This is a genomic window from Halorubrum sp. SD690R (assembly GCF_005435035.1).
GTDB lineage: Archaea > Halobacteriota > Halobacteria > Halobacteriales > Haloferacaceae > Halorubrum > Halorubrum ezzemoulense.
Genome location: NZ_SGTV01000013.1, coordinates 14,595 through 37,435, shown reverse-complemented (window position 1 = coordinate 37,435; position 22,841 = coordinate 14,595). Strand labels below are relative to the sequence as shown.

21 protein-coding genes are annotated in these 22,841 nt (G+C 65.8%); 11 read left to right on the top strand and 10 right to left on the bottom strand.

Annotated elements, in window-relative coordinates:
- Positions 1 to 1,122: 1,122 nt before the first annotated feature.
- On the bottom strand, positions 1,123 to 1,293 hold the full coding sequence (locus EXE41_RS19065; RefSeq protein ID WP_158294404.1) for a hypothetical protein: 171 nt from the start codon (positions 1,291 to 1,293) through the stop codon (positions 1,123 to 1,125).
- Between the two features lie 1,082 nt (positions 1,294 to 2,375).
- Between EXE41_RS19065 and EXE41_RS09735 the strand changes: the two genes are divergently transcribed.
- The 7 genes from EXE41_RS09735 to rdfA all read left to right on the top strand — a co-directional run bounded on the left by EXE41_RS09735 (position 2,376) and on the right by rdfA (position 7,616).
- Positions 2,376 to 2,804 (top strand): hypothetical protein, encoded by a 429-nt coding sequence (locus EXE41_RS09735; RefSeq protein WP_137690861.1) that lies wholly within the window; start codon positions 2,376 to 2,378, stop codon positions 2,802 to 2,804.
- The gene (locus EXE41_RS09730) at positions 2,801 to 2,983 is read left to right on the top strand and encodes a hypothetical protein (protein WP_137690860.1); all 183 of its coding nucleotides are present in this window, start codon (positions 2,801 to 2,803) and stop codon (positions 2,981 to 2,983) included. Before EXE41_RS09735 ends, EXE41_RS09730 begins: the two co-directional genes overlap by 4 nt.
- Positions 2,984 to 3,133: 150 nt before the next feature.
- Positions 3,134 to 3,502: a hypothetical protein gene (locus tag EXE41_RS09725; protein ID WP_137690859.1), complete on the top strand. Its 369-nt coding sequence runs from the start codon at positions 3,134 to 3,136 to the stop codon at positions 3,500 to 3,502.
- A gap of 416 nt (positions 3,503 to 3,918) precedes the next feature.
- Positions 3,919 to 4,479, top strand: a complete 561-nt coding sequence (locus EXE41_RS09720; protein WP_137690858.1) for a hypothetical protein — start codon at positions 3,919 to 3,921, stop codon at positions 4,477 to 4,479.
- Between the two features lie 128 nt (positions 4,480 to 4,607).
- Positions 4,608 to 4,844 carry a hypothetical protein gene (locus EXE41_RS09715; RefSeq protein WP_137690857.1) on the top strand — a complete coding sequence of 79 codons (237 nt, stop codon included), beginning with the start codon at positions 4,608 to 4,610 and terminating at the stop codon, positions 4,842 to 4,844.
- A gap of 22 nt (positions 4,845 to 4,866) precedes the next feature.
- Positions 4,867 to 6,801, top strand: coding sequence for an archaea-specific SMC-related protein (locus tag EXE41_RS09710; protein ID WP_137690856.1), 1,935 nt, complete (start codon positions 4,867 to 4,869; stop codon positions 6,799 to 6,801).
- Positions 6,802 to 6,989: 188 nt separating this feature from the next.
- Positions 6,990 to 7,616 carry a rod-determining factor RdfA gene (gene rdfA, locus EXE41_RS09705; protein WP_137690855.1) on the top strand — a complete coding sequence of 209 codons (627 nt, stop codon included), beginning with the start codon at positions 6,990 to 6,992 and terminating at the stop codon, positions 7,614 to 7,616.
- 328 nt (positions 7,617 to 7,944) lie between these two features.
- Here the strand turns inward: rdfA and EXE41_RS09700 are convergent, their stop codons facing one another.
- From EXE41_RS09700 to EXE41_RS09660, 9 genes are all read right to left on the bottom strand, one after another.
- Positions 7,945 to 8,721, bottom strand: a complete 777-nt coding sequence (locus EXE41_RS09700) for an IclR family transcriptional regulator (protein WP_137690854.1) — start codon at positions 8,719 to 8,721, stop codon at positions 7,945 to 7,947.
- A gap of 71 nt (positions 8,722 to 8,792) precedes the next feature.
- Positions 8,793 to 10,178: an MmgE/PrpD family protein gene (locus EXE41_RS09695; protein ID WP_137690853.1), complete on the bottom strand. Its 1,386-nt coding sequence runs from the start codon at positions 10,176 to 10,178 to the stop codon at positions 8,793 to 8,795.
- 66 nt (positions 10,179 to 10,244) lie between these two features.
- Positions 10,245 to 11,573 (bottom strand): MmgE/PrpD family protein, encoded by a 1,329-nt coding sequence (locus EXE41_RS09690; protein ID WP_137690852.1) that lies wholly within the window; start codon positions 11,571 to 11,573, stop codon positions 10,245 to 10,247.
- Positions 11,563 to 12,642 (bottom strand): branched-chain amino acid ABC transporter permease, encoded by a 1,080-nt coding sequence (locus tag EXE41_RS09685; RefSeq protein WP_137690851.1) that lies wholly within the window; start codon positions 12,640 to 12,642, stop codon positions 11,563 to 11,565. The genes EXE41_RS09690 and EXE41_RS09685 overlap by 11 nt, the downstream gene beginning before the upstream one ends.
- The gene (locus EXE41_RS09680) at positions 12,635 to 13,606 is read right to left on the bottom strand and encodes a branched-chain amino acid ABC transporter permease (protein ID WP_137690850.1); all 972 of its coding nucleotides are present in this window, start codon (positions 13,604 to 13,606) and stop codon (positions 12,635 to 12,637) included. The genes EXE41_RS09685 and EXE41_RS09680 overlap by 8 nt, the downstream gene beginning before the upstream one ends.
- 5 nt (positions 13,607 to 13,611) lie before the next feature.
- Positions 13,612 to 14,922, bottom strand: a complete 1,311-nt coding sequence (locus EXE41_RS09675) for an ABC transporter substrate-binding protein (protein WP_137690849.1) — start codon at positions 14,920 to 14,922, stop codon at positions 13,612 to 13,614.
- Positions 14,923 to 15,062: 140 nt separating this feature from the next.
- On the bottom strand, positions 15,063 to 16,715 hold the full coding sequence (locus tag EXE41_RS09670) for an ATP-binding cassette domain-containing protein (RefSeq protein WP_137690848.1): 1,653 nt from the start codon (positions 16,713 to 16,715) through the stop codon (positions 15,063 to 15,065).
- 121 nt (positions 16,716 to 16,836) lie between these two features.
- Positions 16,837 to 17,604 carry an SDR family NAD(P)-dependent oxidoreductase gene (locus EXE41_RS09665; protein ID WP_137690847.1) on the bottom strand — a complete coding sequence of 256 codons (768 nt, stop codon included), beginning with the start codon at positions 17,602 to 17,604 and terminating at the stop codon, positions 16,837 to 16,839.
- On the bottom strand, positions 17,601 to 19,040 hold the full coding sequence (locus EXE41_RS09660; RefSeq protein ID WP_137690918.1) for an FAD-binding protein: 1,440 nt from the start codon (positions 19,038 to 19,040) through the stop codon (positions 17,601 to 17,603). The genes EXE41_RS09665 and EXE41_RS09660 overlap by 4 nt, the downstream gene beginning before the upstream one ends.
- A gap of 191 nt (positions 19,041 to 19,231) precedes the next feature.
- Here EXE41_RS09660 and EXE41_RS09655 point away from each other — a divergent pair, with 191 nt between their 5' ends.
- The 4 genes from EXE41_RS09655 to EXE41_RS09640 all read left to right on the top strand — a co-directional run bounded on the left by EXE41_RS09655 (position 19,232) and on the right by EXE41_RS09640 (position 22,734).
- Positions 19,232 to 19,609, top strand: coding sequence for a nuclear transport factor 2 family protein (locus EXE41_RS09655; RefSeq protein WP_137690846.1), 378 nt, complete (start codon positions 19,232 to 19,234; stop codon positions 19,607 to 19,609).
- On the top strand, positions 19,606 to 20,604 hold the full coding sequence (locus EXE41_RS09650) for an LLM class flavin-dependent oxidoreductase (RefSeq protein WP_137690845.1): 999 nt from the start codon (positions 19,606 to 19,608) through the stop codon (positions 20,602 to 20,604). The genes EXE41_RS09655 and EXE41_RS09650 overlap by 4 nt, the downstream gene beginning before the upstream one ends.
- Before the next feature lie 73 nt (positions 20,605 to 20,677).
- On the top strand, positions 20,678 to 21,343 hold the full coding sequence (locus EXE41_RS09645) for an isochorismatase family protein (RefSeq protein ID WP_137690844.1): 666 nt from the start codon (positions 20,678 to 20,680) through the stop codon (positions 21,341 to 21,343).
- On the top strand, positions 21,340 to 22,734 hold the full coding sequence (locus tag EXE41_RS09640; RefSeq protein WP_137690843.1) for a dihydroorotase family protein: 1,395 nt from the start codon (positions 21,340 to 21,342) through the stop codon (positions 22,732 to 22,734). The genes EXE41_RS09645 and EXE41_RS09640 overlap by 4 nt, the downstream gene beginning before the upstream one ends.
- The last annotated feature ends 107 nt before the right edge of the window (positions 22,735 to 22,841 follow it).

The window sequence follows — 22,841 nt, the reverse complement described above, 5'->3', positions numbered from 1 at the left end:
CGCAAGACGTGACGGGTGGTCAGGGGGTATTAGCTGACCCTATCATGAGTTTATTACGCTCAAAAGCATAATAATCTGGATAGATCCAAGATCAAACGTGAAAATAACCAGACGGGGGGCTAATTTGGGTCAGATCTACCCTGCTGTAGCCACCCCCCTTGACCACACTCCAAAACCGCAAGACGTGACGGGTGGTCAGGGGGTATTAGCTGACCCTATCATGAGTTTATTACGCTCAAAAGCATAATAATCTGGATAGATCCAAGATCAAACGTGAAAATAACCAGACGGGGGGCTAATTTGGGTCAGATCTACCCTGCTGTAGCCACCCCCCTTGACCACACTCCAAAACCGCAAGACGTGACGGGTGGTCAGGGGGTCACCACTCCAAAATCATCGCTCAATCAAATATGACTCGCTCGCATACCTGAGCGTGTTCTAGAAAGCCGTTTCAGCCGTTTTTCGAGACCGACTTATTTTCACCCGCTCAGAACACCCCCAATTTGAGCCGCTGCGTGTTGAAAAGGTACGATATACCCCCGTTGGGTGGGGGTGTTCAGGCCAGAAGGCCAAGAGTAAGATGCCTGATACAGCAGGCAACCGGGATCACCCCAGCAGTCCCCTGAAGGGGACATGGAGAGACAGGACCTCAGACAGAAGCATCACCAGCTGGATGCCCACCATGATCGAGACTGACCGCAGAGGGCAGTCGGCCAACCAGAACAGGACACCACTACACGGCGGTCGACACTGCCACCGCCTCATCGACACACTCTGTTTCACGAATCCTCTCAGAATCTCGAAATAGTCTCAGGACACTTCTCCACGGGTCAGGTGGACCCCGGACGCAACACGACTCGTCGTCTCGACGACCACGATCGTCTCGGTAGACTTCCCATCTCCTGACGGTCGATGACCACCACCGGGACAGTCCCCTTGGGGACCAGTCGACTGCCGTCGACACACTCCTTGATCCACAGACGAGAGACTCCCTCAACACATCGACTGTCGACTAATCTCTCACCGCCGAGTCGTGGCTGTGGTGACTGTTTCAGGAACCTGATGCGTCAGCCGACAGTCGGCCCTACCTCAGACGCCGACCGGCTGTCACCATCACCACGGTCACACGCCGTGTGGAACGGCTTCGACCCCGGCGGGATTTTCACCTCCGACGTCGGTGACCGACTCCACTGATCCCCTCGTCCGGGTGGGCTTGTCGATGCGACTCGACTCGTCGATCTCGACTCGCGGCGTCTCCCGGCCGAGGGTCACGACGTGGTCACCAGTCGGCATCGACACCGCCTCTCCTCGAGACCACAGACGCGGCGACCAGTCGCCGCTTCACCATCGGTGGGCATCGGCTCGGATCCGACGATCAGGATCCACAGCGAGGCAGACCTCTCAGTATTCTGATGATGACGCTGTCGGCCGTCATCAGCGACGGAACGCCACCACCACAGACACGGCAGGTGACCGCTTCGAGTCTGACAGCCGACGGGGACCGAACGGTGTCGGGTCCACCCCACCAACAGTGGTCGCGACCGACACGCCTCGGGGACAGCTGGTCACTATTCTGCTTGGTGGGTTGCCCCCACCTCGACGACTCCCTCTTGGCGGGAGTCATCGCCAGTATCCCCACCGAGAATCTCTCAGTAATCTGGCATACAGAATGGCGTCCACGAGCCACCCACCTCCGGTGGGGCCTCGTTCTGTCTCAACACGGTGAGATGAACCGGTCCTAACTCGGACGGAGTGTCGGCAGGCCCCAACCCAATGGTGGCATTATTGTGGCCGGGCCAGCGGTGAGGTTTCCCAAGATGAATACGCTTCTCGCACTCGTCGTTTTCACCGCGTCGTTCGGCACCGCAATCGCCCTGCTCATCGGCATCGTCTTCGCTGCTCTGTTGTCGATGAATGCCCGGAGTGGATCGGAGGGGTGCGACTTCTGCTCGAGTGAGTCGGCCACCCGTCTCGGGGGTGGTGACGTCGCCTGTAGTGACTGCAAACGCCGGGTCCTCTGACCGGCTTCTTCGCGGGGGTCGTGACCCCCTTGCTACAGCCCGGTGACTGGTGGGTTTGTTGCGGCAGATGACGGAACCGCAACCAGCCGGTAGTGGAAACGGGAAACGCTCCGGGTTTGTTCGGGGTCGATCTCGGGGGATGACCAGTGGGGGAAACTCTCTGTGACTCCCCACTCGTGGTGGCCCCAATGGGACGGTTGGTTGAGACGTTAGCAGTAACTACTAACCTACCGTTCAGCACGGTGGTGAAGACACCGGCTACGGCCGAGTCTTGACCTCGCTTCAGCTGGTGACATTATCTCCCCCAGCCGGAGACGAGGGTTTCCCCCGAGGGGGTGACCCGACCAACCGACTATGAGTGAAACACTTCGCGGTTCGACGCCTCAGTCCGAGTTCACCCTGACGACTACCCTTGACGACGAGATCGAGTGTGCCTGTGAGGACTGTCACGACGACGTCGACGACCAGCTGAAACTCCTCCTCGGGTGTGACGCCCGTGGGATGGTTGCTGACTACGGGACGGTCGGCTTCTGTTCGGTTGAGTGTGCCCGCCAGTTCGTCTCGACGGGGCCGTACCAGTCGCTCGAGGAAGACCTGATCGTCTACACCCAGCAGCCGGTCGTCGCGACCGTCGTCCACAACGACGAGGCCATCGAGGCCACACTCGGGTTCGACGTCAAGGAGGCTATCGAGGCGGCCGCCGAGATCGTGGCCGACCTCGTCGATGACGTGGAGCTCTCGCCTGACGACCTCTCGATCCAGACCGAGGCACTCTGCTCATGAACAGCACCGACGCCGACGGCACGATCGACATCGCCGACCCGACGCCGGTCGGCAGTCTCGATCTCCCGTGTCCCGACTGCGACACACAGCTTGACGTCACCACGGACGAACAGCGGGCTCCCGACTACGAAGTGGACTGCCCCGACTGCGGCTTCCGGGATGTCTACGTCGCCGGGTGAGGATGTCCAGCCGGCCGGCCTCTTTTTTGCGCTCGGGCGATAGCCACCTCCGGGACGAGTCGGCCGACGCAGGGCAACATTGTTTTGCCCATCCGGAGACGAGGGTTTCGCCCCTGAAGGGGACGGAGACCTCGGAGACGCCCACGAACCATGGACAGAAACTACGTTCCAGTGAAAGTGTACAGAGACAACGACCCCGGCCTCCGCCGGCTGTTGACAGTTGCTTCGCATCTGTCGCCGCTTCAAGTCGTCGGGCAAGCGGTGATGCTGGTGGTCTCGACTGCCCTCGGCGTGGCCGGGGCTGCTGTCGGTGCGTGGCTGATCTGGTGGACGACCCGCCGGGCGCTCGCAACGCCATTCGAGTTTGGACTGGCGTGGGGCTTCTTTGCCAGCCTCGGTACCGGCGTGTGGATCGTCGGCATCGCGGTACTCAGCTTCCTGTGGCTCATCTCGATGGCGGTTGCGTGGCCCTCCGAGGACAACGACCTCGCCAAAGCCCTCTACGGCCCGCCGGTGTGATGCCAGCCGGCGGCCTCTTTTTTTGCGCTGGTGAGGACGCCTCGACGCAGACTCAATCACGTCGACTGGACGTCGGCCACTTCCCCAACCGTCGGGCCTGATCCGGAGTAGCTGCGGGACGGCTGCCTCTCTCGCCGACGCCTTATCGCCGCCCTACCGCAGAAGGTCTCCCCGCAACAGCACGGCCGCCACCACCACCGCTATCGGCCGCGGCCAGACCACGCGGACGCATCACGCGGTCGCTTCGCTCCACACGCGTTGCGCCCACGGACCCAGTCCCCAGCGGGCCGCGGCCTCCCGCTCCCGCGACGGGATCGACTCCCCGCATTCCCCGGAACGGGCGGTCGACTCAGGGCAACATTATTTCCCTCAGCCGGAGATGAGGGTTACCCGAGGGGGTGGCCTGACCGACAACCATGACGACGAACACCGACTCCCACGACAGCAGCACCGACACCAACCACACTGCCGACTGCGGTCACGTCATTCCGAGTGACGAGACTGCCTACTGGATTGGCGAATTCACGAACTGCGAGGAGTGCTTCCTCGAGACGGACAGCGAGTGGTTCGGCGTCGACGACTACCCAGAGGTTCTCCGCTCCCGGACGGACACCATCCACGAGGGCCGTGGCGCTTCCACCTCCACCAGCCACGTCTCGCTCATCGGCATCCGGAACGACCGGGTGGCGGTCTACTACAACGCGATCGACAGCAAGCTCTGGATGGTCGTCCCGGCCCACTCCGAGTACCACGACACCGAGGACGCTATCCGGACGCCTCTTCGCGAGGTCCACAGTGACTGCACGCTCGGCGCACCGGCCAGTCACGGCGACGACGACTTCCACACCCTCCCGAACGGTGACCACCTCGCGCTGGTCGAGAGCGTTGAGGCCCCGTACAGCATGGAGGAATGGCTCGTCGCTCACGCAGACGAGTTCCGCTCGTTCACCGACGGCTTCCAGCCCCGCACGGAGTGAGGCCAGCCGGCGGCCTCTTTTTTTGCGCTACGACGACAGCCCCCCTCTGATCGGCACCCGTCGCCGGTGACATTATCGCTCTCTCCCGGAGACGAGGGCTCCTCCGAGGGGTGGCCCGACAAACCGTTATGTTCGCAGACACACCCACCGACGCCGACTGCTTCGAGCCTCGCCACGACGACCACCAACGCGCCATCGACGATCTCGACCTCGACCCCGGCGAGTGTCGCCGGGCCGATGACACCCCGACAGGTCGCTCGTACCACCTGCGGGTCGGCGACCTCTACCAAAATTGCGCCTCCCGCCGGCAGCCCCGGGCGACGCGCGGCCGACCACTCGGCCGAAAGACAGATTTAATAGCATAAGTGTCGTTCTCTGACTAAATTAATGGCTCAACTTCCGAAGCACTCTGTTCGTGTCGATGTCCACAATATCGGCGGCATCGACGAGGCGTCGGTAACGCTCTCCGACGGCGTTTCGGTTCTCACCGGGCGGAACGCGACGAACCGGACCTCCTTCCTACAGGCGCTGATGGCCGGACTTGGCAGCCGCCAGAGCTCGCTGAAGGGCGACGCCGAGGAGGGAGAGGTGACCCTCGAACTTGGTGACGAGACGTACACGCGAACGCTACGGCGCCGCGGCGACTCCGTCTCGTACGGCGGCGACCCCTACCTCGACGACCCGGAACTGGCCGACCTGTTCGCGTTCCTCTTGGAGGACAATGAAGCGCGGCGGGCCGTCGCGCGCGGCGACGACCTCCGCGAGATCATCATGCGCCCGATCGACACCGATGCGATCGACGCGGAGATCCGCGAGTGTAAGCGCGAGCGCGACGACCTGGAGTCCGAAATCGAGCAGCTCGACAGCCTCGAACGCGACCTACCCGACCTCGAAGCGGACCGCCGCGAGAAGGTCGGAGAGCTCGAAGAGGCAGAAGCGGAGCTTGAGTCGGTCCGCGAGAAGCTCGACGAGCTTGACGCCGGCGTCGAGAAGAGCCGAACGCGCAAACAAGAGATGGAGGAGGCGTTCCAGCGGGTCCGGGACGCCCGGTCCGAGCTCGACGACCTCAAGTTCGACCTCGAGACTGAGCGCTCGACGCTCTCGGAGCTGAACGCGGAGCGCGAGGAGCTCCGAGAGACGGTCGAGGCGGCCGAGGAACCCGACGGGAATGCGGACCGGTTGGCTGGCCGCATCGACGAGTTGCGCAGCCGGAAGCGCTCGCTCGACGACGATATCAACGAGCTCGGCAGCGTCATTAGCTTCAACGAGGACATGGTGGGCGACTCGGAGATCGATTTCGACGTCGACGAGGGGACGACCGAGGACGATCCGACCGCCGCGCTGACCGGGGGCGATCGGACAGTCTGTTGGACTTGTGGGTCCGAGGTCGAGACCGAGCAGATCGAGGCGACCCTCGACCGGCTGCGGGAACTCCGCTCCGACAAGCTCGACGAGCGCAACGAGATCCGCACGGAGATCCAGGATCTCACCGACCGACAGTCCTCGATCCAGCAGGCCCAACGCGAGATTGAGCGCGCCGAGGAGCGGCTCGACGCAGTCGGGACGGAGATCGAGTCGACCGAGTCGCGGATCGCGGACTTAGAAGACCGGATCGAGTCGAAGGAAGCGGAGATCGAGGAGCTAGAGGAGGAGGCCGAATCGATCGATGTTGACGGCTACGACGAGGCGTTAGAGTTCCACCGCGAGGCGAACGGGATCGAACTCCGGATCCAGCGGCTCGAAGACGAGATCGACGAGATCGACGACGAGATCGACGACCGTGAGGCGGCGATCGAGCGCCGCGAGGACCTGAAGGCCGAACGCGAGGAGCTGGCCGAGCGGATCACCGAGCTGCGGACGCGCGTCGACCGCATCGAGCAGAACGCCGTCGATGGATTCAATGACCACATGGAGACGGTGCTCGACATCTTAGAGTACGAGAACCTCGACCGGATCTGGATCGAGCCCCGGGAGACTGAGGTCCGCGAGGGGCGCCGCAAGGTCACGCGGACCCGGTTCGACCTCCACATCGTCCGCTCGTCGCCCGACGGGACGGCCTACGAGGACACGGTTGACCACCTCTCCGAGAGCGAACGCGAGGTGGCGGGGCTCGTGTTCGCGCTCGCGGGCTATCTCGTCCACGACGTTCACCAGACGGTCCCGTTCATCCTGCTCGACTCCCTTGAAGCGATCGACACTGACCGGATCGCGCGCGTCGTCGACTACTTCCGGACCCACGCCGACTACCTCGTTGCCGCGCTGCTGCCGGGCGACACCGCCGCCCTACCCGACGAGCACGACTACATCGAACAGATCGACTGACGGCCGAAACAGCCTTTTAAAACATCTTCAAGCTTGCTCGTCGTCGGTTCCGCGACTCCTTGACCGCACGCACAACTACAAAATTATGTGCGATTATAAACGGATTGTTATTTTGGCGAGCCTCGTCGGCCTCGGATATCGCGTCGGCTCACCGATGTTTTTGTAACCCTTCACGTCGAACTACCGCTATGACCACGGCAGCGAGCGGCGTGAATACGAAGGTGGGGCGGGTGATCCGGGCGTACGACCTCGACGGGATGGGCGCGAACTTGGAGGCGGCGTGGACCGGCGAATCGGGTGAGCGGACGAGTCTGCGCGACCTCGCCGACGAGTTCAATGAGGCCGTGTTGCGGGCGGCCCTCGGCGAGGTCGGCGTCTCGTCGCTCTCAGTCGACGTATCGAGCACATACGAAGCGATCCGCGGCAACTCTGGCTCGTCGGCGACGCGGGCGCGTCGACGCCTGGTGCGTGAGGGTGTCGACGTTGACGAGGTCACTAGTGACTTCGTCACCCACCAAGCGATCCACACGTACCTCACACAGGAGCGCGAGGCGAGCCTCCCCGACGCGAGCGAGGACATCGCTAAGAGGAAGGTCGAGACCGTCGAGAAGCTTCAGGGCCGGACGTCAGCGGTGGCGGAGTCGGCGCTGACCGCGCTCGCGAACGCGGACGAACTGGACCGCGCCGACTACGACATCCTCATTGATGTACGGGCCGTCTGTCAGAACTGCGGGACCGACGCCCCGGTGAGCGAACTTATCCGCCGGGGGGGATGCGGCTGTGCGAGCGACCCGACGTCCGACGACGAGGTGTGAGCCTGCGTCTCTGTCATTTCGCTGGATATAGACGCTAAGCCCCCACCCTCAACGGAACGACTGAAAAGAGCGGAGCAGGGCGGGGATACGGCGCCATCATCATCTGTTTATGTTGTATTTTAATATAATAATTTAAGCTGGTAGATTACTGCGAAAACGGTCAACACCCGCCCCTCAGCAACGAACTTTATCTCGTCGGTTTCCACGACACGGGTAGTTCAATCCATTACACGTGTACAACTGTAATAGCATGCCTCTCGAACGCTCGATGCGATGTCGACGCCCGCAGAGACAGCTAATCGAACAGTCATTCTGCTCTCCCGAATCACTACGAATATGTCGCCCGAATTCCGATGATCTGTGCGGACTGTGTCACCATCTCGGGGACCTCCTCGCGGTACCACGTCCCTTTCATCCGGGTCGTCGGTCCCGAGACGCTGATGGCGCCGAGGACGCGGTCGTCGTCCGCGGAAAGGATCGGCGCGCCCACCGCGCGCATCCCCACGGTTCGCTCCTCGTCGTTGAACGCGTACCCGCGCTCCGCGATCTCGTCGAGTTCGGCCCGGAGCGATTCGACCTCGGTCAGCGTGTCTGGCGTCTGCTCCGTGAAGCTGATCGCCTCCAGAACCTCGTCTAAGCGGTCGTCAGGGAGGTGTGCGAGGTATGCCTTCCCGACCGACGTGGCGTGGAGGTCGACGACGGTTCCGATGTGTGAGTCCGTCCGCACCGCCTGGTCAGCCAGCGACTGGTAGATGTAGATGCCGACGCCGTCGTCCTCGACCATCACCTGCGCGCGCTCCCCGACCGCCTCGACCAAGCTGTCCGTCTCGGGTTTGGCGACGTGGTACAGATCGTGATGCTGGCGAGCGCGGTCGCCGAGCCCGAGGAACTGTAGCCCGAGTCGGTACTCGTCGCCGTCCTGTACGACGTACCCCAGACTCCGGAGCGTCTGGAGGTGGTTGTGTACCGTGCTCTTCGATATCGATAGCGACTCCGCCAGCTCCGAGACCCCACACCCGCCGCGTTCGCCCAACTGTTCGATGATGCTGAACGACCGTTCTGTCGCTCCGACCGACGCCGCGTTTGGTGTGTCGTCGCGTGTCATACGTAGCCGATCGCTCGGGTGGGTAATGTATCTGTCGCGTCCGTTCTGGCTGCCAAAACGTTCGTTCTGCTTTACAGGCTGAGCGCGTCGATCGTCGACCGAACCGGTCGCTCCGCCACGGCGTCGATGGCGTTGAGCGCCGCGTCGACGCGCTCGTCGTCGCCGGTCTCGCCCGCACCGAGCCCGTGCGCCAGCAGCCTTCGGTTCCGCTCTCGGTACGCCGCTTCGGGTATCGGGTCTCGGTAGTCGCCGCGGGGGTACTCGCGGGCGCCGCGTAGCGTGGTCCCGTCACGCAGTTCGACTGCGACGCTCGCGCCCCACGACTCGGGGAAGGCCGCCTCGTACCCGTCGTCGACGCGCAGGTCGACGCGCGCGGCCACGCCCCTGACCGTCTCGTCGGCCAGCGCCGCCGGGGTGAAGTGGTCGAGTTCGACGCCGCCCCGGCAGAGGTACGTCGCCAGCACGTAGGGCGCGGAGAACTTCCCGGCGGTCAACGTCTCCGGCGCGGCGTGTGCCATGTCGGTCGCGTTGGCGAACGTTCGGACCGTGATCGACTCGACGGCGCTCGGATCGACATCTCGCCCGTCTATCGCCTCGCGGAGCGCGTCGAGCGGCGGGTGGGTGTACCGGCAGGAGGGGTAGGGCTTGACGTAGTGCTCCGCGACCGCCCACTCCTCTCCGAGCGTCTCGAACTGGCTCGTGAACCCCTCCGGAAGCAGCTCCTCGAAGGGGTCGTACACCGCCTCGATGGCCGACTCCGAGCCCTCGACCCCCGCCATCGCCGTGAGCGCCGCGGTCACGCCGGCCTGCGCCGAAAAGCCCGCGGTGAAGTTCCGGGCCGTCGGCCCCTCGGCGTACGGATCGTGCATCGAAACCACCGCGAGGTTCGCCGAGATCCGGAACGTCTCGCGCAGCTCCTCGTTGGTCGCGTCCAGACAGAGCGCGCTCGTCACCGCCGGCCCGACCGTCGTCCACGTCGAGTGCGGGTTCCGGACGAGCCAGGGGATCGCGTCGTTTATTTGGGCTTTCATCGCGAATATCGCCCGTTCGAGGCGCACGCAGACCTCGTAGGCCTTCGTACACGCGTCGACGAACGTCTCGCCGTCGACGTCGTTCGCCTCCGCGGCCGCGAGCCCCCCGGCGACGATCCCGGCACCGACGTGGCCGCCCGTGTTGTGGCCCTCCTCCACCTCCTGTGCGATGGCGGCCGCGGCGTTCGTCATGGCGGCCTGCGGCGGGGCGACCCGCCGGTCTGTCCCGAGGATCGTCGCGTCGCCCGCCGCGAACGACGCGCCCGTCGCGACCCCGGCGACGCCCGGCGCCGCCGATCCGGCCACGGCGGCCGCCAGCACGTCCGCGACCACCGCCCGGCCGTGTCCCCGAGCCGTCGCGTCGACGGGCGCCGCGAGGAAGTCGCCGACGGCTCGCTCCCACTCACGTGTGTGTGATTCTGCCATACATTGAGGACGCGCGTCGCGGACAAAAGCGTATGGGACGCGACGGTCGCGGAAAACGGTCGGACGCTACCGGCTCGCGAGCGTACAGAGGACGCGCGGCGGCGCCGGCGTCCTGGCGCGCTCCCAGAGCGTGTGCGCCCGGTCCGCCCCGATTACCGGCGCGACCAGCTCCCGGAACTTCGATTCGAGCCGCGCCTCCTCGAAGGGGTTGTGTTCGCCTCCGCGCGGCGCGGCGACCTCGTGAGACCGTCGCCCGTCCGCGGTCTCGACCGTCACACGGGCGCCCCGCTGTTCGGGAGCGCGGGCGGCAATATTGTTGTCGACCGCGACGGTTACGCGCTCGGCTAAGGCGATCGCCTCGGCCGTTATCGCTTCGTCCGTGAACGCGGGCGGCCCGGAGTCGCCGCGAAGCAGCGCCGTTGCGACCGCGAAGGGGATCGAGAACTTCGCTTGTAGCTGGTTGCGCGGCCGCGGCTCCGTCAGCCGCGCGGCCGCCGGGTACGTCTCGACGCGGACCGACTCGACCGCGCTCGGGTCCACCTCGGCTTCGAGCGCGGCGACGGCGTCCAGCGCCGGGTGCGTGTACCGGCACGCGGCGTGGATCTTGAAGTACCCGTGTTCGATCTCCCACCGATCGCCCAGCCCGGCGGCGAGGGCCGACTCGTCGATGTCGCCCGCGGCAGCGTGTTCGAGGTGCCGGGCGACCCCGTTCCGGAGGCCGCCGAACCCGGCTTCGGCCTGATCGACGGCGACCAGCGCCGCGAGGTTGCTCATGCCCGCGTAGGCGTTCCGCACGGTCGCGCCCTCCGTCGCGGCCTCGAACCGGGTGTGTTGGGCGTAGTTCGCCGCGATCGCCATGGCCGACCGCGTCGTCTCCGGGTCGAGTTCGCGCGAGCGGGCCACTGCGGCCGCGCCGCCGACCGCGCCCCACACGCCGTGCGGGTGGTACCCGGACCGGAGCGTGCCGAGTGTGCGTGCGGTTCGGACGGCGACCTCGTACCCCGCGACGAACGAGCGCACGAACGCGTCGCTGTCGCCGTACCCGATCTCTGCGTCGGCCAAGAGTGCCGGTAACACGTGAATCGCGGGGTGGCCGGCGGCGAACCGGTGTCCCTCGTCGAGTTCGAGGACGGTCCCCGCGGCGCCGTTACACAGCGCCGCGAGCGGCGGGACTGTCTCGCCGCTGTCAGCGCCGATGACCGTCGCTCCGCCCGAGATGCCGTCGGTCCAGCGCCGCGCGAGCGCGTCGACCGTGTCGTCGGTCGACCCCGCGACGATCGCGCCGAGGGTGTCGGCGACGGTGAGCCCCACGCGGTCGCAGACCCGGTCGGGAATCGCGCCCGTCTCGAGCTCCGCGGCGAACGTCGCCAGCTCGCGTTCGGGCTCAGGCGGCATCGTCGTCCAAGAGGCCGGTGCGCGTCCGGAGCAGCTCGACGAACCGGGACGGCCACGAGATGACGCCCTTCGGGCTATACAACACGATCGCGATGAGGATGGCCCCGTAGACGGCGTTGTTCAGTCCGGGAATCTCGAAGGACTGTCGGACGAACTCGCCGACCGGGATGACGATTAGTGACCCCACGATCGGCCCGAGGACGGTGCCGACCCCGCCGACGATGGCCGGCAGGAGAATTTCGACGTTGACGAGCAGGTCGAACACCGTCGAGGGGCGGATCGTGTTGAAGTACATAGCCCAGAACGCGCCGGGCCACGCGGTAAAGAAGGCGCTCACGGCGACGGCCAGCAGTTTGTACCGGTACGTCGGGACCCCGATGGCGGCCGCGGCCTGCTCCCGCTCGCGGATCGCGAACAGGTAGTAGCCGAGCTGCGATCGGTTGATCGCGAGCGACACGACGGTGACGACGGTCAGGAACCCGAGAATCAAGTAGTAGTACGGGAGGTCGCCGGTGAACTGGAATGCGACCAGTCCCGGTCCGTCGGCGTACTCACGCGCGAGCGGCCGGAAGAAGCCGCTCGCGCCGCCGAGCTGCGGGACGTTCGTGAACACGTAGCGTAAGAGCTCCGCGAACGCCAGCGTCGCCAGCGCGAAGTAGTGGCCCTCCAGGTCGTATCGGAACGTCAACGCGCCGATGATAAGCCCGTATACTGCTGCGATGGCGCTACTGAGGAGCATCCCGATCCACGGAGAGATGCTGAAGTTCCCGGTCAGTATGATCGTCGTGTAGGCGCCGAGGCCGAAGAATGCGGCGTGCCCGAACGAGAACTGTCCGGTGTACCCGGACATGATGTTCCACGCCTGCGCGGTCGTCGCCCAGACGAGGGTGATGATGAGCATGTTCAGGCTGAGCCACCCGAGCGGCGCGACCCCGAACAGCGCGAACTGCCGGAGGAACGGCATCGCGGCGAGTACGAGGAGGCTCACCGCGACCAACGCCGGGAGCGCGTACCACTCGTCTCGGAACGCGCCGTATCGCTCGACGGCGCGGGAGAGCGCGTTACTCATCGGCGCTCCCTCCGAGCAGTCCTTCCGGTTTCACGAGCAACACGAGGATGAATGCGAGGAATATCACGATCTGGTACGTTGATCCGCCCAAGTACGCTTGTCCGAACACTTGGATGAAGCCGATGATCAGCCCGCCGACGAACGCGCCGGGGAACGAACCGAGCCCGCCTAACACGACCACGACGAACGCGTTTATCAGGTACTGATCGCCGAGCGCCGGCGTGAACGACTGAAAAAGGGGGATAACCGCTCCTGCGAGCCCGGCTAACGCGGCGCCGATCCCGAACGTAAGCGCGTCGATCCGTGGGACATCGATCCCGACGTACTGCGCGCCGTCGCGGTTGTCGGCAGTCCCGCGGATAGCCCGGCCCAGCATCGTCCGCTGGAGGAATAGCCACGTCCCCGAAAGCGCGATGAGCGCGATGACGAGCGCGTACAGCTGTCCCCGCGGCACGAACACCCCGGAGAGTTCAAGCGAGCCGAGATCAAGTCCCAGCTGTCGGGGGTCAGCGCCGAACAGCATCTCGACGCCGCTGACGAGGATCAGCAGGACGCCGAAGGTGACGATGAGCTGGTTCTCCTGTGGCGCGTCGATAATGGGAGCGATTGTCGACCGATAGATAACGATGCCGAATCCGAAAAGCAAAATGACGGCGAAGGGGATCGCGAAGAACGGCGAAAGCCCCGTAGCGTCCGAAAACACGAGCACGGTGTACATCGCGACCACCATCAGCGCGCCGTGCGCAAAGTTGATCACGTCCATCACACCGAAGATCATCGTCAGCCCGAGCGCGACGAGGCCGTATATCCCCCCAAGCAACACGGCGAACACGAAGTACTGGGCGAAGATCGTCGGAGATGGGAGTGAGAGCCCGAGAACGACCGGCGCTGCGGTCGTGTCGAGAGCCCCGGCGACGGTAGCCGCTTCTCGACCGCAGGCGTCAAGGAAAAACGAAGAGAGCATGTGGGTCAGAACTGCACGTCGGTCTCAGCGAACTCCTCGGGTGCGACGACGCGGTCTTCGAGGTCTTGGATCTGGAACAGCGGTGCGAGCGAGTTCTCGTTTTCACCGTTGTCGGCGAAAGTGATCGGCGGCATCGCCGCGATGTGATCTTCGACGGTGATCTCCCCTAACGCGTTGTTGATGTCGTCTGGGTCGGCCGACCCCGCCTCCTCGATCGCCGCGATGATGACCTCGGTTGCTGCGTACGTCATCGCAACGTTTGCGTCGAAGCTGGTGTCGAACTCCGACTCGAAGCGCGACTGAACCTCGCTCGCAGCGTCGGAGGTCGGGTCAAGCGCGAAGTTGTTCGCGAACCCGCCCTCGACGGTGTCGCCCATCTCTTCGAGCGCGCTGACATCGTTCATTGCCGCGTTCGAGCAGCCGGTGACGTACTTCGGCTGGTAGTTCTGGTTGTTCATCGCGTTGACCAGTTCGATCGTCCCCGACCGGTAGGTGGTTGCGATCACCGCGTCCGGGTCTGCGTCCCGGAGCGTCGTGACCTGCGTGTCAGCGGTGTCGCCCGGCTCGTAGGCGGTCTCGGCGACGATTTCGATATCGTTGGCAGGGAGCTCCTCGCGGAGCGCGTCGCGCACCGACTGCCCGAAGCTGATATCGATGTAGAACAGGCCCGCGGTCTCAATCTCCTCGCCGGCGTTCCGGATTGCGTCGGCGAGCAGGCGCGCGTGGTCGACCGCCATCTGGTTCGCCGGCGGCTGGGGCCGGTACGCGTAGTTGAGCTGCGTCTCCTGGAGGATCGAGTTGGCCACGGACACCGAGATGACGAACGGGACGCCCGCGCTCTCCGCGGTCCGGGTCGCCGCGCTCGTCACCGGCGAGGAGTAACAGCCGGTCAGTACGCTCGCACCCTCGTCGATGAGCTCTTGTGCGACTTCGCCGCCGAGCTCCTGTGCCCCCTCGTTGTCCCCGCTGATGACGCTGAGTTCCGCGCCGTCCAGCGACTCGATGCCGCCCGCCTCGTTTTTGATCATCGCCGCCAGTTTGACTGCCTGATCCATCCGCTCACCGGTGTTACTGAGCGATCCGCTCAGCGGGTGGTTCGAGCCAATGATCACCTCGTCGGGCGCGTCGCCGCCGTCGCTCCCGTCGCTCCCGTCGCTGCTGCCGCTCCCGTCGCCCCCGTCGCTGCTGCCGCTCCCGTCGCCCCCGCCGCCGCCACCATTGCTGCTACAGCCGGCTAGCACACCGGTGACGCCGGTGGCGCCGCTGTATTTAACAAACGAGCGTCTACTGACACGGTCTGCGGGATTGTCTCCCATATATCCCTTGTGTGATACGGGTACACATATAGTTTGTTACGAAAGATTCTGATTAGTTCCGCGGCTCGCGGTGGTCACGAGTACATCCGGCGAGCCGGGCGGCAAGACAGACGACGGATGAGGAAACGAGTCGGGGGGCGTCAGTCCAGCCCAAGGTACAGTTCCACGAGGTCGTCCTCGTCGGTCAGGTCGTCGGGCGTCCCCTCGAACTGGAGTTGCCCCTGCGCCAAGATGTAGACGTAGTCGGCGATCCGCAGCGCCTCGCGGACGTTCTGTTCGATAAGCACCACCTGCGCGCCGCTTTCGACGAGCCGCCGGGTCATCTCGAACACCTGGTCGATGAGGGAGGGAGCCAGCCCGCTCGACGGCTCGTCAAGGAGGTACACCTCCGCGCCGGTCATCATCGCGCGCCCGTAGCTGAGCATCATCTGCTGGCCGCCCGACAGGGACTGCCCTTTCTCGTCGAGTTTGCCTTCCAGTTCCGGGAACGCTGACAGGACCTCGTCGAACCGCTCTTCGCGGACGGCCCCGTCGTCGACGGTGTACCCGCCGAGAAGGAGGTTCTCGCGGACCGTGAGGTTGCCGAAGATGCCGCCGTCCTGCGGGAGCATCGTCACCCCGCGGTGAACGTTCTCGGCCGGCCTGTTGCCGGTCAGGTCGGTTCCGCGGTGCCTGACTGTCCCCTCCCACGCGGGGACGACCCCGGCGAGCGTCTTCAAAAGCGTCGACTTCCCCGACCCGTTCGGCCCGAAGACGCAGGTGACGCCGTCCCTGCTCTCGACCGAGACTCCATCAACGACGCGGTGGTTCCCATAGCCGCTGACGAGGTTCTCGCCGACGAGCCACGACTCCCCGTCGGACGCCGCGCCGACCTCGGAGCGCGCGGACGCCGTACTTGCCGTGGCGCCCGTCGCCGCGACCCCGGACGACGCGCCCGCACTCCCGGTAGCTACCGCGCCGCCGGTGGCGGCCGGCGTCGGGTCCGTGGCCGCGTCGTCGACGGCGGCGCTCCCTGTCTCCTCCTCCTCCTCGATGAGCGTCTCCAGCGACGCGTCGTGGTCGGCCGCGCCCCCGAGGTACGCGTCGCGGACGCGCTCGTCGCTCGTCACCGACTCGAAGTCGCCCTCGACGAGGACCTGTCCCTGGTTGAACACGGTCACGCGGTCACAGACGTCTGCGATGACCCGCATGTCGTGTTCAATGATCACGAACGTCGTGCCGCGGTCGTTGAGCGTCTCCAAGTGGTCGAGCAAGCGGTTCCGCAGCGAGGGGTTGACGCCCGCGGTGGGCTCGTCGAGCATCACGCAGGCCGGTTCAAGCATCAGGATGCGCCCGAGTTCGAGCAGTTTCTCCTGGCCGCCAGAGACCCCGCCGGCCTCCTGGTCGGCGACGTGGTCGATATCGAGGAGTTCGAGCAGTTCGTCGGCGCGCGAGCGCTTCTCGTCGGGGACCCGCACCCCGGAGCGGAGCCCTCCGGTGAACACGGCGAGCATATTTTCCCTGACGGTGAGATCCTCGAAGGGCGACGGGATCTGAAAGGTCCGCGCGAGTCCGCGCCGCGCGATCTCGTCGGGCTTCCAGTCGGTCACGTCTTCCCCGTCGAACCGGACGGTGCCGCCGTCGGGGCGGTAAAAGCCAGTAACCGTGTTGAAAAACGTCGACTTCCCGGAACCGTTCGGTCCCATGATCCCGTGAATCGTGTCCGCCTCGACGGTCACGGAGAGATCGTCGTTTGCGACGAGGGAGCCGAACCGCTTGGTCAACCCCTCGGTCGATAAAATTGGGCGAGTCATGCCCGAACGTCACCGCACGTCCGAATAAACGTTTTCCCGCTAGTCAGTGACACGCAGTTGACTGGTACTGACACGCTCTCGTTTTGCGGCGACGCGCCAAACTCCGGCCGGCGCGCCCCGCTCACTCCACAGTCGCCCGCCCGCCGTCGACGAGGACTGTCTCGCCCGTGACGAACGAGGCCGCGTCGCCCGCGAGGAAGGTGACGACGCTCGCGACCTCCGTCGGCTCGCCGAGCCGGTCAAGCGCCGCGAGCCCGCGGAACCGCTCGCGCGCCGCGTCGTCTTCGGCGTACGGCGCGGTCATCGGGGTCTCGATGAACCCCGGCGCGACGGCGTTGGCTCGGACGCCGTCCGTGCCCAGTTCGGCGGCGAGCGCCCGCGTCAACCCATCCAGTCCGGCCTTCGTCGACGCGTAGCCCGCGCGCTCCGCCGCCCCGATCTGTCCGTAGATCGACGAGACGTTGACGATCGTGCCGCTGGTTTCGCGCAGGTGCGGCGCGGCCTCGCGGACGATCCGGAACGGCGCGGTGAGGTTGACGTCCATCGAGCGCGCCCACGGCTCGCCGTCGTGGGTCTCGATCGGCTCGCGGGCGACGATCCCGGCCACGTTGACGACCGCGTCGATGCGCCCGGTGTCCGCCGCGTGCTCGACTAACGCCGCGACCGCCGCGGGGTCAGTCACGTCGGCGTCTACCGGCTCGAAATCCCCTGTAAGCTCCGCACAGGCCCCGACGGTCTCCGACTGGTCGAGGCGGTCGCCGCCGACCACCGTCGCGCCGCGCTCGGCGAAGCGGACCGCGCAGGCACGACCGATACCCCGAGCCGTGCCGGTGATCAGCACGGTGTCACCGGCGAACGACAGCGCCGAGGCCGTCTCTCTCGTCGTCACGATTGCTCGCTGAGCGCCCGGGCGGCGTGCACGCCGGCCAGCCGGCCGAATCCCATCGCGGTCGTGAGCCCGTTCCCGGAGAGGTAGCCGGCGGCCCCGTGGCCGCTGATGCCCGTCGCGGTGCCGCCGCCGGCGTAAAGATCGTCGACGGTCGACCCGTCCTCGCGGAGCACCCGTGCGTGCTCGTCGACGACGAGCCCTCCCTGCGTGTGGAACAGCGAGCCGGTCACCTCGGTCCCGTAAAAGGGAGCCGAGAGGACGTGTCGCCCGTCCTCGCGGCCGACCTCGTCCGGCTCGCCCGCCTCAACGGCCGCGTTGTACGACTCGACCGCCTCGCGGGTCGCCTCCGGGTCGCAACCGAGCTCGGCGGCGAGGGCCTCGACGGTGTCGGCGCTCGTGTACGAGCCGAGGTCGACGGCCCGGTCGAAGTCGTCGAACTCGCCCTGCAGACGCTCGAAGATGCGCTCGTCGAAGATCTCGTAGGCGACGCCGCCCTCTTGACGGACCACGTCGACCGCGAACTGCGAGTACCCCTTCGACTCGTTCCCGAAGCGCTCGCCGTCGGCGTTGACGAGGACGCCGCCGTTCATCACGACGGCGTACGTCGACAGCGCGCCCGTCCCGCTGACGACGGTCGCGTGCCCCTGAAATGCGTCCATCGACGCGAGGGCGCCGCCGAGTTCGGCGCCCCAGCGGATCCCATCCCCCGTGTTGCCGTCGGAGCCGTAGTAGAGCGCGTCGGCGATGTCGTCCTCGCAGTGCGCGCGCACCATCTCCCGGTTCCCCGCGAAGCCGTCGGTGGCGAGTATCACCTTGTCCGCCTGGATCGCCTCCTCGCGGACCGCGCCGGCGACAACGCCCTCGACGGCGCCGCCCCTCGCGACCAGCTTCGTCACCGGCGTGTTCGTCAGCAACTCCGTGTTCTCCCGCGCTTCGATCCGGTCGCGCATCTCGGCGACGAGGTTCTCGCCGTTGCGTCCCGGCGGCGCGTGCATCCGATACTCGGAGTGTTTCGGGTACTTAAAATCGTCAACAAGATGCAACGAGATATCCCAGTCGTCCACGAGCCAGTGGACCAGGTCGACGCTGCTCTCACAGAGGTGCTCGACCAACTCCGCGTCGGCCTCGTGGCTGTTCTTCTCCAAGATGTCTCGGGCCATGTCGGCCGGCTCCTCTTCGATCCCCGCCTCGCGCTGGAAGCGGGTGCCGGCCGCGGGAATCATCCCCGTCGACAGCGCGGCGTTGCCGCCGACCTCGGCGCTCTTCTCTAAGAGCGTGACCGTCAGGTTCTCCGCTTCGCAGGCCGCGAGCGTCGCCGTAAGCCCGCATCCGCCGGCCCCAGCGACCAGCACGTCAGTCTCGACATTGAACTCGACCTCGTCGGCCGAGACGACCTCCGCGCTCGCGTCGTCTAACGTCCGCTGCTGCGGCTCCATATCGGGCGACTCCATACCATGACACTCGAAACCATGTCGCGTAAATCTACCGGTCTGTGGGGTGTCGCCGTTCGTGTGCCTACCGCGTTTCCCCCGAGTCCGCGCCGCTGGCGACCCACGTGGACGACTGCTGACCGGCACTCAAGTTCATTATGGTTTCATTTATATCTCTTTGGGTGTGTATGAGAACCATGGCCCGAACGCCACGCGAGACGGTCGAGGAGTTCTTCGAGCGGATGTCCGACCCGGACAAACGCGAGTCCGTTGGCGAGCTGTTTGCCGACGGCGCCGTGATCACGGTCCCCGGCGCACGGTTCTCAGGGCCCGAAGCCGCGGCCTCGTTCCTCGCCTTCCTTGAACCGCGGTACGAGCGCGCCGGCAAGGCGTTCGGTCGCTGGACCGTCGCCGGGAACCGTGTCGTCAGCCAGGGGACGCTCCACGGCGTCGACAACGACGGCGAGCCCTTCGAGGACGTGCGGTACGTCGACGTGTACGAAGTCGACGAGGGCGCGATCGCCCGGCTCGACGTGTACAACGACCTCGCGGTCGAGGAGGTAGTCAAGCCGTGAGCGACGCGGACACGACCGATCGCATCGGCGTCCTCTTTGCCTTGCGCGACGAGCCCAACCTCGTCGTCCGCGCGGAAGAACTCGGCTACGAGAGCGCGTGGGCCGCCGAGGGCCAGGGGAAGTCGGCATTCGGGAAACTCGAACGCTGGGCGGTCCACACCCACCGAATCGGCCTCGCGACCGGCATCGTCAACGTGTTCTCACGCACCCCAGCCGCCATCGCGCAGGCGGCGGCGACCCTCGACGCGCACTCGGCTGGGCGGGCGATCCTCGGGCTCGGCGTGGCGCATCCCGGCGTCGTCGAGGGGTTCCACGGGGCCGACTTCGACCGCCCGCTGCCCCGGATGGACGAGTACATCGAGCTGGTGCGCCGGTATCTGTGCGGCGACCCGGAGGGGTTCGACGGCGAGTTCTTCTCGCCGTCTCGGACCGCGTTCTGGGAGGCGTTCGAGCCGGAACGCGCGTCGATCCCCATTTACAATGGCGCGCTAGGGCCGGCAAACGTCCGCCTCACCGGGCAGTTCGCCGACGGCTGGGTGCCGAACCTCTACCCAGACTCGCAGTTCGAGGAGGCGCTGACGTGGCTCGCCGACGGCGCGGCCCGCGCGGACAAGGATCCGGAAGAAATCGACGTGGCGATGTACGTGCTGACCGCGGTCGACGAGGACCCGGCGCGCGCACGGCGGGCCGCGGCCGAACACGTCGCCTACTACCTGCGCGACATTCCGGGGTACTATGACCGCGCCGCCGAACAGGCGGGGTACGAAGAGGTCGTCGACGCGGTCCGTGCGGCCCCCTCGCTCGAAGCCGGCGCCGACGCGGTCGCCGACGGGCTCCTCGACCGCCTCGCGGTCGTCGGGACGCCGACAGAGGCGCGCGCGCAGTTGGCTCACCTCCGCGACATCGGCGTCGACCTCCCGATTGTCCGCGCGCCCGCCGGGAGCGACAGGGAGTGGGTCGAACGGACGCTGGCGGCGTTCGCGCCCTCGCGGTAGCCGCCGACCCGCAGTCCCGCCTCCACCCACCCACAGAATTATCAGACTGCTCGACATACTGCCACTCGTTCACATGACTAAACGCATCTGGGAGGACCTGCTCACCGAGCGCGACAAGCAGGTCATCTCCGCGGCCGGGTACGACCAGGAAGGCGCGTCCTCGTGGGAGTCCCGCGGGATGGGCACGAATCCGATGGTCCTGGTCATCGACATGCAGCGACTCGTCGTCGGGGCCGACGAGCCGATCCTCGACGCCGTCGAGGAGTATCGCACCGCGATGGGCGAGATCGCGTGGAACGCGATCGACCACATCGAGCCGTTCCTGGCGTTCGCTCGCGAGCGAGACGTTCCCGTCACGTACACGCGAGTCGTCCCGTCGAGCTACGACGACCCCAATCACGAGGACCTCGACATCGTCGAGGCCGTCGAGCCGGAGGAGGGCGAGACGGTGATAAACAAGTCGTACGCCTCCGCCTTCTACGGGACCGACCTCCTCTCGCGGCTGGTCCGGGGCGGGCACGACTCCGTGATCATCGTCGGTAACTCCACGAGCGGGTGCGTCCGCGCGACCGCGATTGACGCCCAACAGAACGGCTTTAACGTCGTCCTGCCACAGGAGTGTCTGTTTGACCGGATCGAGGCGAGCCACAAGATCGCCCTGATGGACCTGTGGATGAAGTACGCCGAGGTGCTCGAACGCGACGAGGTGGAGTCGTGGGTGGAGGGGATCGACGCATGAGCGACCACGACCTCGTCGTCGCGAACGGTACGGTCGTCACGCCCGAACTCGGCGTCTTCGAGGCGGACGTGGCCGCTGACGGAGAGACGATCTCGGCGATCGCGAGCCCGGGGACCCTCTCCGGCGACCGGGAGATAGACGCCACAGGGAAACACGTCCTCCCCGGCGCCATCGACCCGCACACCCACCACGGGATCTACCGTGGCCTCGACGCCGACGCCGAGACGGAGTCGCGATCCGACCTCGTCGGCGGCGTCACGACCATCGGGAACTACTTCCGGCGGGGTGGCTCCTACGAGGAGATCATGGACGGCTACTTCGCCGAGGCAGAGCCGAACTACTACCACGACTACTTTTTCTCGTTAGGGCTGCTCTCGTTTGAACACATCGAGGAAATCCCGTATATCGTCGAGGAGCTGGGCATTACGTCGTTTAAATGGTATAAGAACTACAAGGATGTCGCGCCCGAGAAGTTCGGCACCGACTCGGAGATGCACGACGACTGGGCGGACGCGTTCATCCAAGAACTCGCCGCCCAGGACGCGCCCACGACGCTCGGCCACCACTCCGAGAACATGGAGATCACGAGCGCGCTCGGAGACAACCCATACCTCGACTCCGCGGTCGACGATGACCAAGAGTACCGCGGCTACGACGTGTTGGTCGACCAGTTCCCGGACTACGCGGAGGCACAGAGCATGACCGCGAGCGGGTCGCTGGCCCGCCAACACGACTACGACGACAGCTTCTACGCGGTCCACGTTTCGGCGGGGCGGACCGCCGACGAACTGGCGATGCTCCACGACGCGGGCTGGGAGATCACCGGCGAGACGTGTACGCACTACCTCTGTCTCACGACCGAGGAGTGCGACGAGCGCCACAACGTCAACCCGCCGGTCCGGTCGGAGGCAGACCAGGAGACGCTATGGAGCCGGGTCGCGGACGGGACTATCTCCTGTATCGGCACTGACCACTGTGCCAACCTGCGCGACGACAAGGTCGGCGAGGACGTGCCGGACAGCCTCCCCGGCTTCCCCTCGTCGGCGACGCTGCTCCCGCTCATGCTCTCCGAGGGCGTCCACGAGGGACGCATCTCGCTGGAGCGCGCGGTCGAGGTGACGTCGACGAACACCGCCAAAGCGTTCAATATATATCCAAAGAAAGGCTCAATTCAGGTCGGAACCGACGCCGACATCGTGATCGTCGACCTCGACGAGATGAAGACGGTGACCCCCGAACTGCTCCAAAGCGGCGCGGACTACTCCCCATACGAGGGACGCGACGTGACCGGGTGGCCGACCCATACGGTCGTCCGCGGACAGGTCGCTTACGAAAACGGCGAGGTAGTCGGCGAGCGCGGCCACGGGACGCACATCGACCGCCCGATCTAACCGCTCTCGCCCCGATCGCTGTCGCCCGCTCGCCCGCTCCACGTCGGGATCGAGCGCGGGCGACCCACCACCCAAGAACACGGACACACGCACATGACACGATACAG

Bases quoted from the DNA above. Each gene is read 5' to 3' on its own strand.
- EXE41_RS19065 (WP_158294404.1), bottom strand. From the start codon at position 1,293: ATGCCGACTGGTGACCACGTCGTGACCCTCGGCCGGGAGACGCCGCGA.
- EXE41_RS09735 (WP_137690861.1), top strand. From the start codon at position 2,376: ATGAGTGAAACACTTCGCGGTTCGACGCCTCAGTCCGAGTTCACCCTG.
- EXE41_RS09730 (WP_137690860.1), top strand. From the start codon at position 2,801: ATGAACAGCACCGACGCCGACGGCACGATCGACATCGCCGACCCGACG.
- EXE41_RS09725 (WP_137690859.1), top strand. From the start codon at position 3,134: ATGGACAGAAACTACGTTCCAGTGAAAGTGTACAGAGACAACGACCCC.
- EXE41_RS09720 (WP_137690858.1), top strand. From the start codon at position 3,919: ATGACGACGAACACCGACTCCCACGACAGCAGCACCGACACCAACCAC.
- EXE41_RS09715 (WP_137690857.1), top strand. From the start codon at position 4,608: ATGTTCGCAGACACACCCACCGACGCCGACTGCTTCGAGCCTCGCCAC.
- EXE41_RS09710 (WP_137690856.1), top strand. From the start codon at position 4,867: ATGGCTCAACTTCCGAAGCACTCTGTTCGTGTCGATGTCCACAATATC.
- rdfA (WP_137690855.1), top strand. From the start codon at position 6,990: ATGACCACGGCAGCGAGCGGCGTGAATACGAAGGTGGGGCGGGTGATC.
- EXE41_RS09700 (WP_137690854.1), bottom strand. From the start codon at position 8,721: ATGACACGCGACGACACACCAAACGCGGCGTCGGTCGGAGCGACAGAA.
- EXE41_RS09695 (WP_137690853.1), bottom strand. From the start codon at position 10,178: ATGGCAGAATCACACACACGTGAGTGGGAGCGAGCCGTCGGCGACTTC.
- EXE41_RS09690 (WP_137690852.1), bottom strand. From the start codon at position 11,573: ATGCCGCCTGAGCCCGAACGCGAGCTGGCGACGTTCGCCGCGGAGCTC.
- EXE41_RS09685 (WP_137690851.1), bottom strand. From the start codon at position 12,642: ATGAGTAACGCGCTCTCCCGCGCCGTCGAGCGATACGGCGCGTTCCGA.
- EXE41_RS09680 (WP_137690850.1), bottom strand. From the start codon at position 13,606: ATGCTCTCTTCGTTTTTCCTTGACGCCTGCGGTCGAGAAGCGGCTACC.
- EXE41_RS09675 (WP_137690849.1), bottom strand. From the start codon at position 14,922: ATGGGAGACAATCCCGCAGACCGTGTCAGTAGACGCTCGTTTGTTAAA.
- EXE41_RS09670 (WP_137690848.1), bottom strand. From the start codon at position 16,715: ATGACTCGCCCAATTTTATCGACCGAGGGGTTGACCAAGCGGTTCGGC.
- EXE41_RS09660 (WP_137690918.1), bottom strand. From the start codon at position 19,040: ATGGAGCCGCAGCAGCGGACGTTAGACGACGCGAGCGCGGAGGTCGTC.
- EXE41_RS09655 (WP_137690846.1), top strand. From the start codon at position 19,232: ATGGCCCGAACGCCACGCGAGACGGTCGAGGAGTTCTTCGAGCGGATG.
- EXE41_RS09645 (WP_137690844.1), top strand. From the start codon at position 20,678: ATGACTAAACGCATCTGGGAGGACCTGCTCACCGAGCGCGACAAGCAG.
- EXE41_RS09640 (WP_137690843.1), top strand. From the start codon at position 21,340: ATGAGCGACCACGACCTCGTCGTCGCGAACGGTACGGTCGTCACGCCC.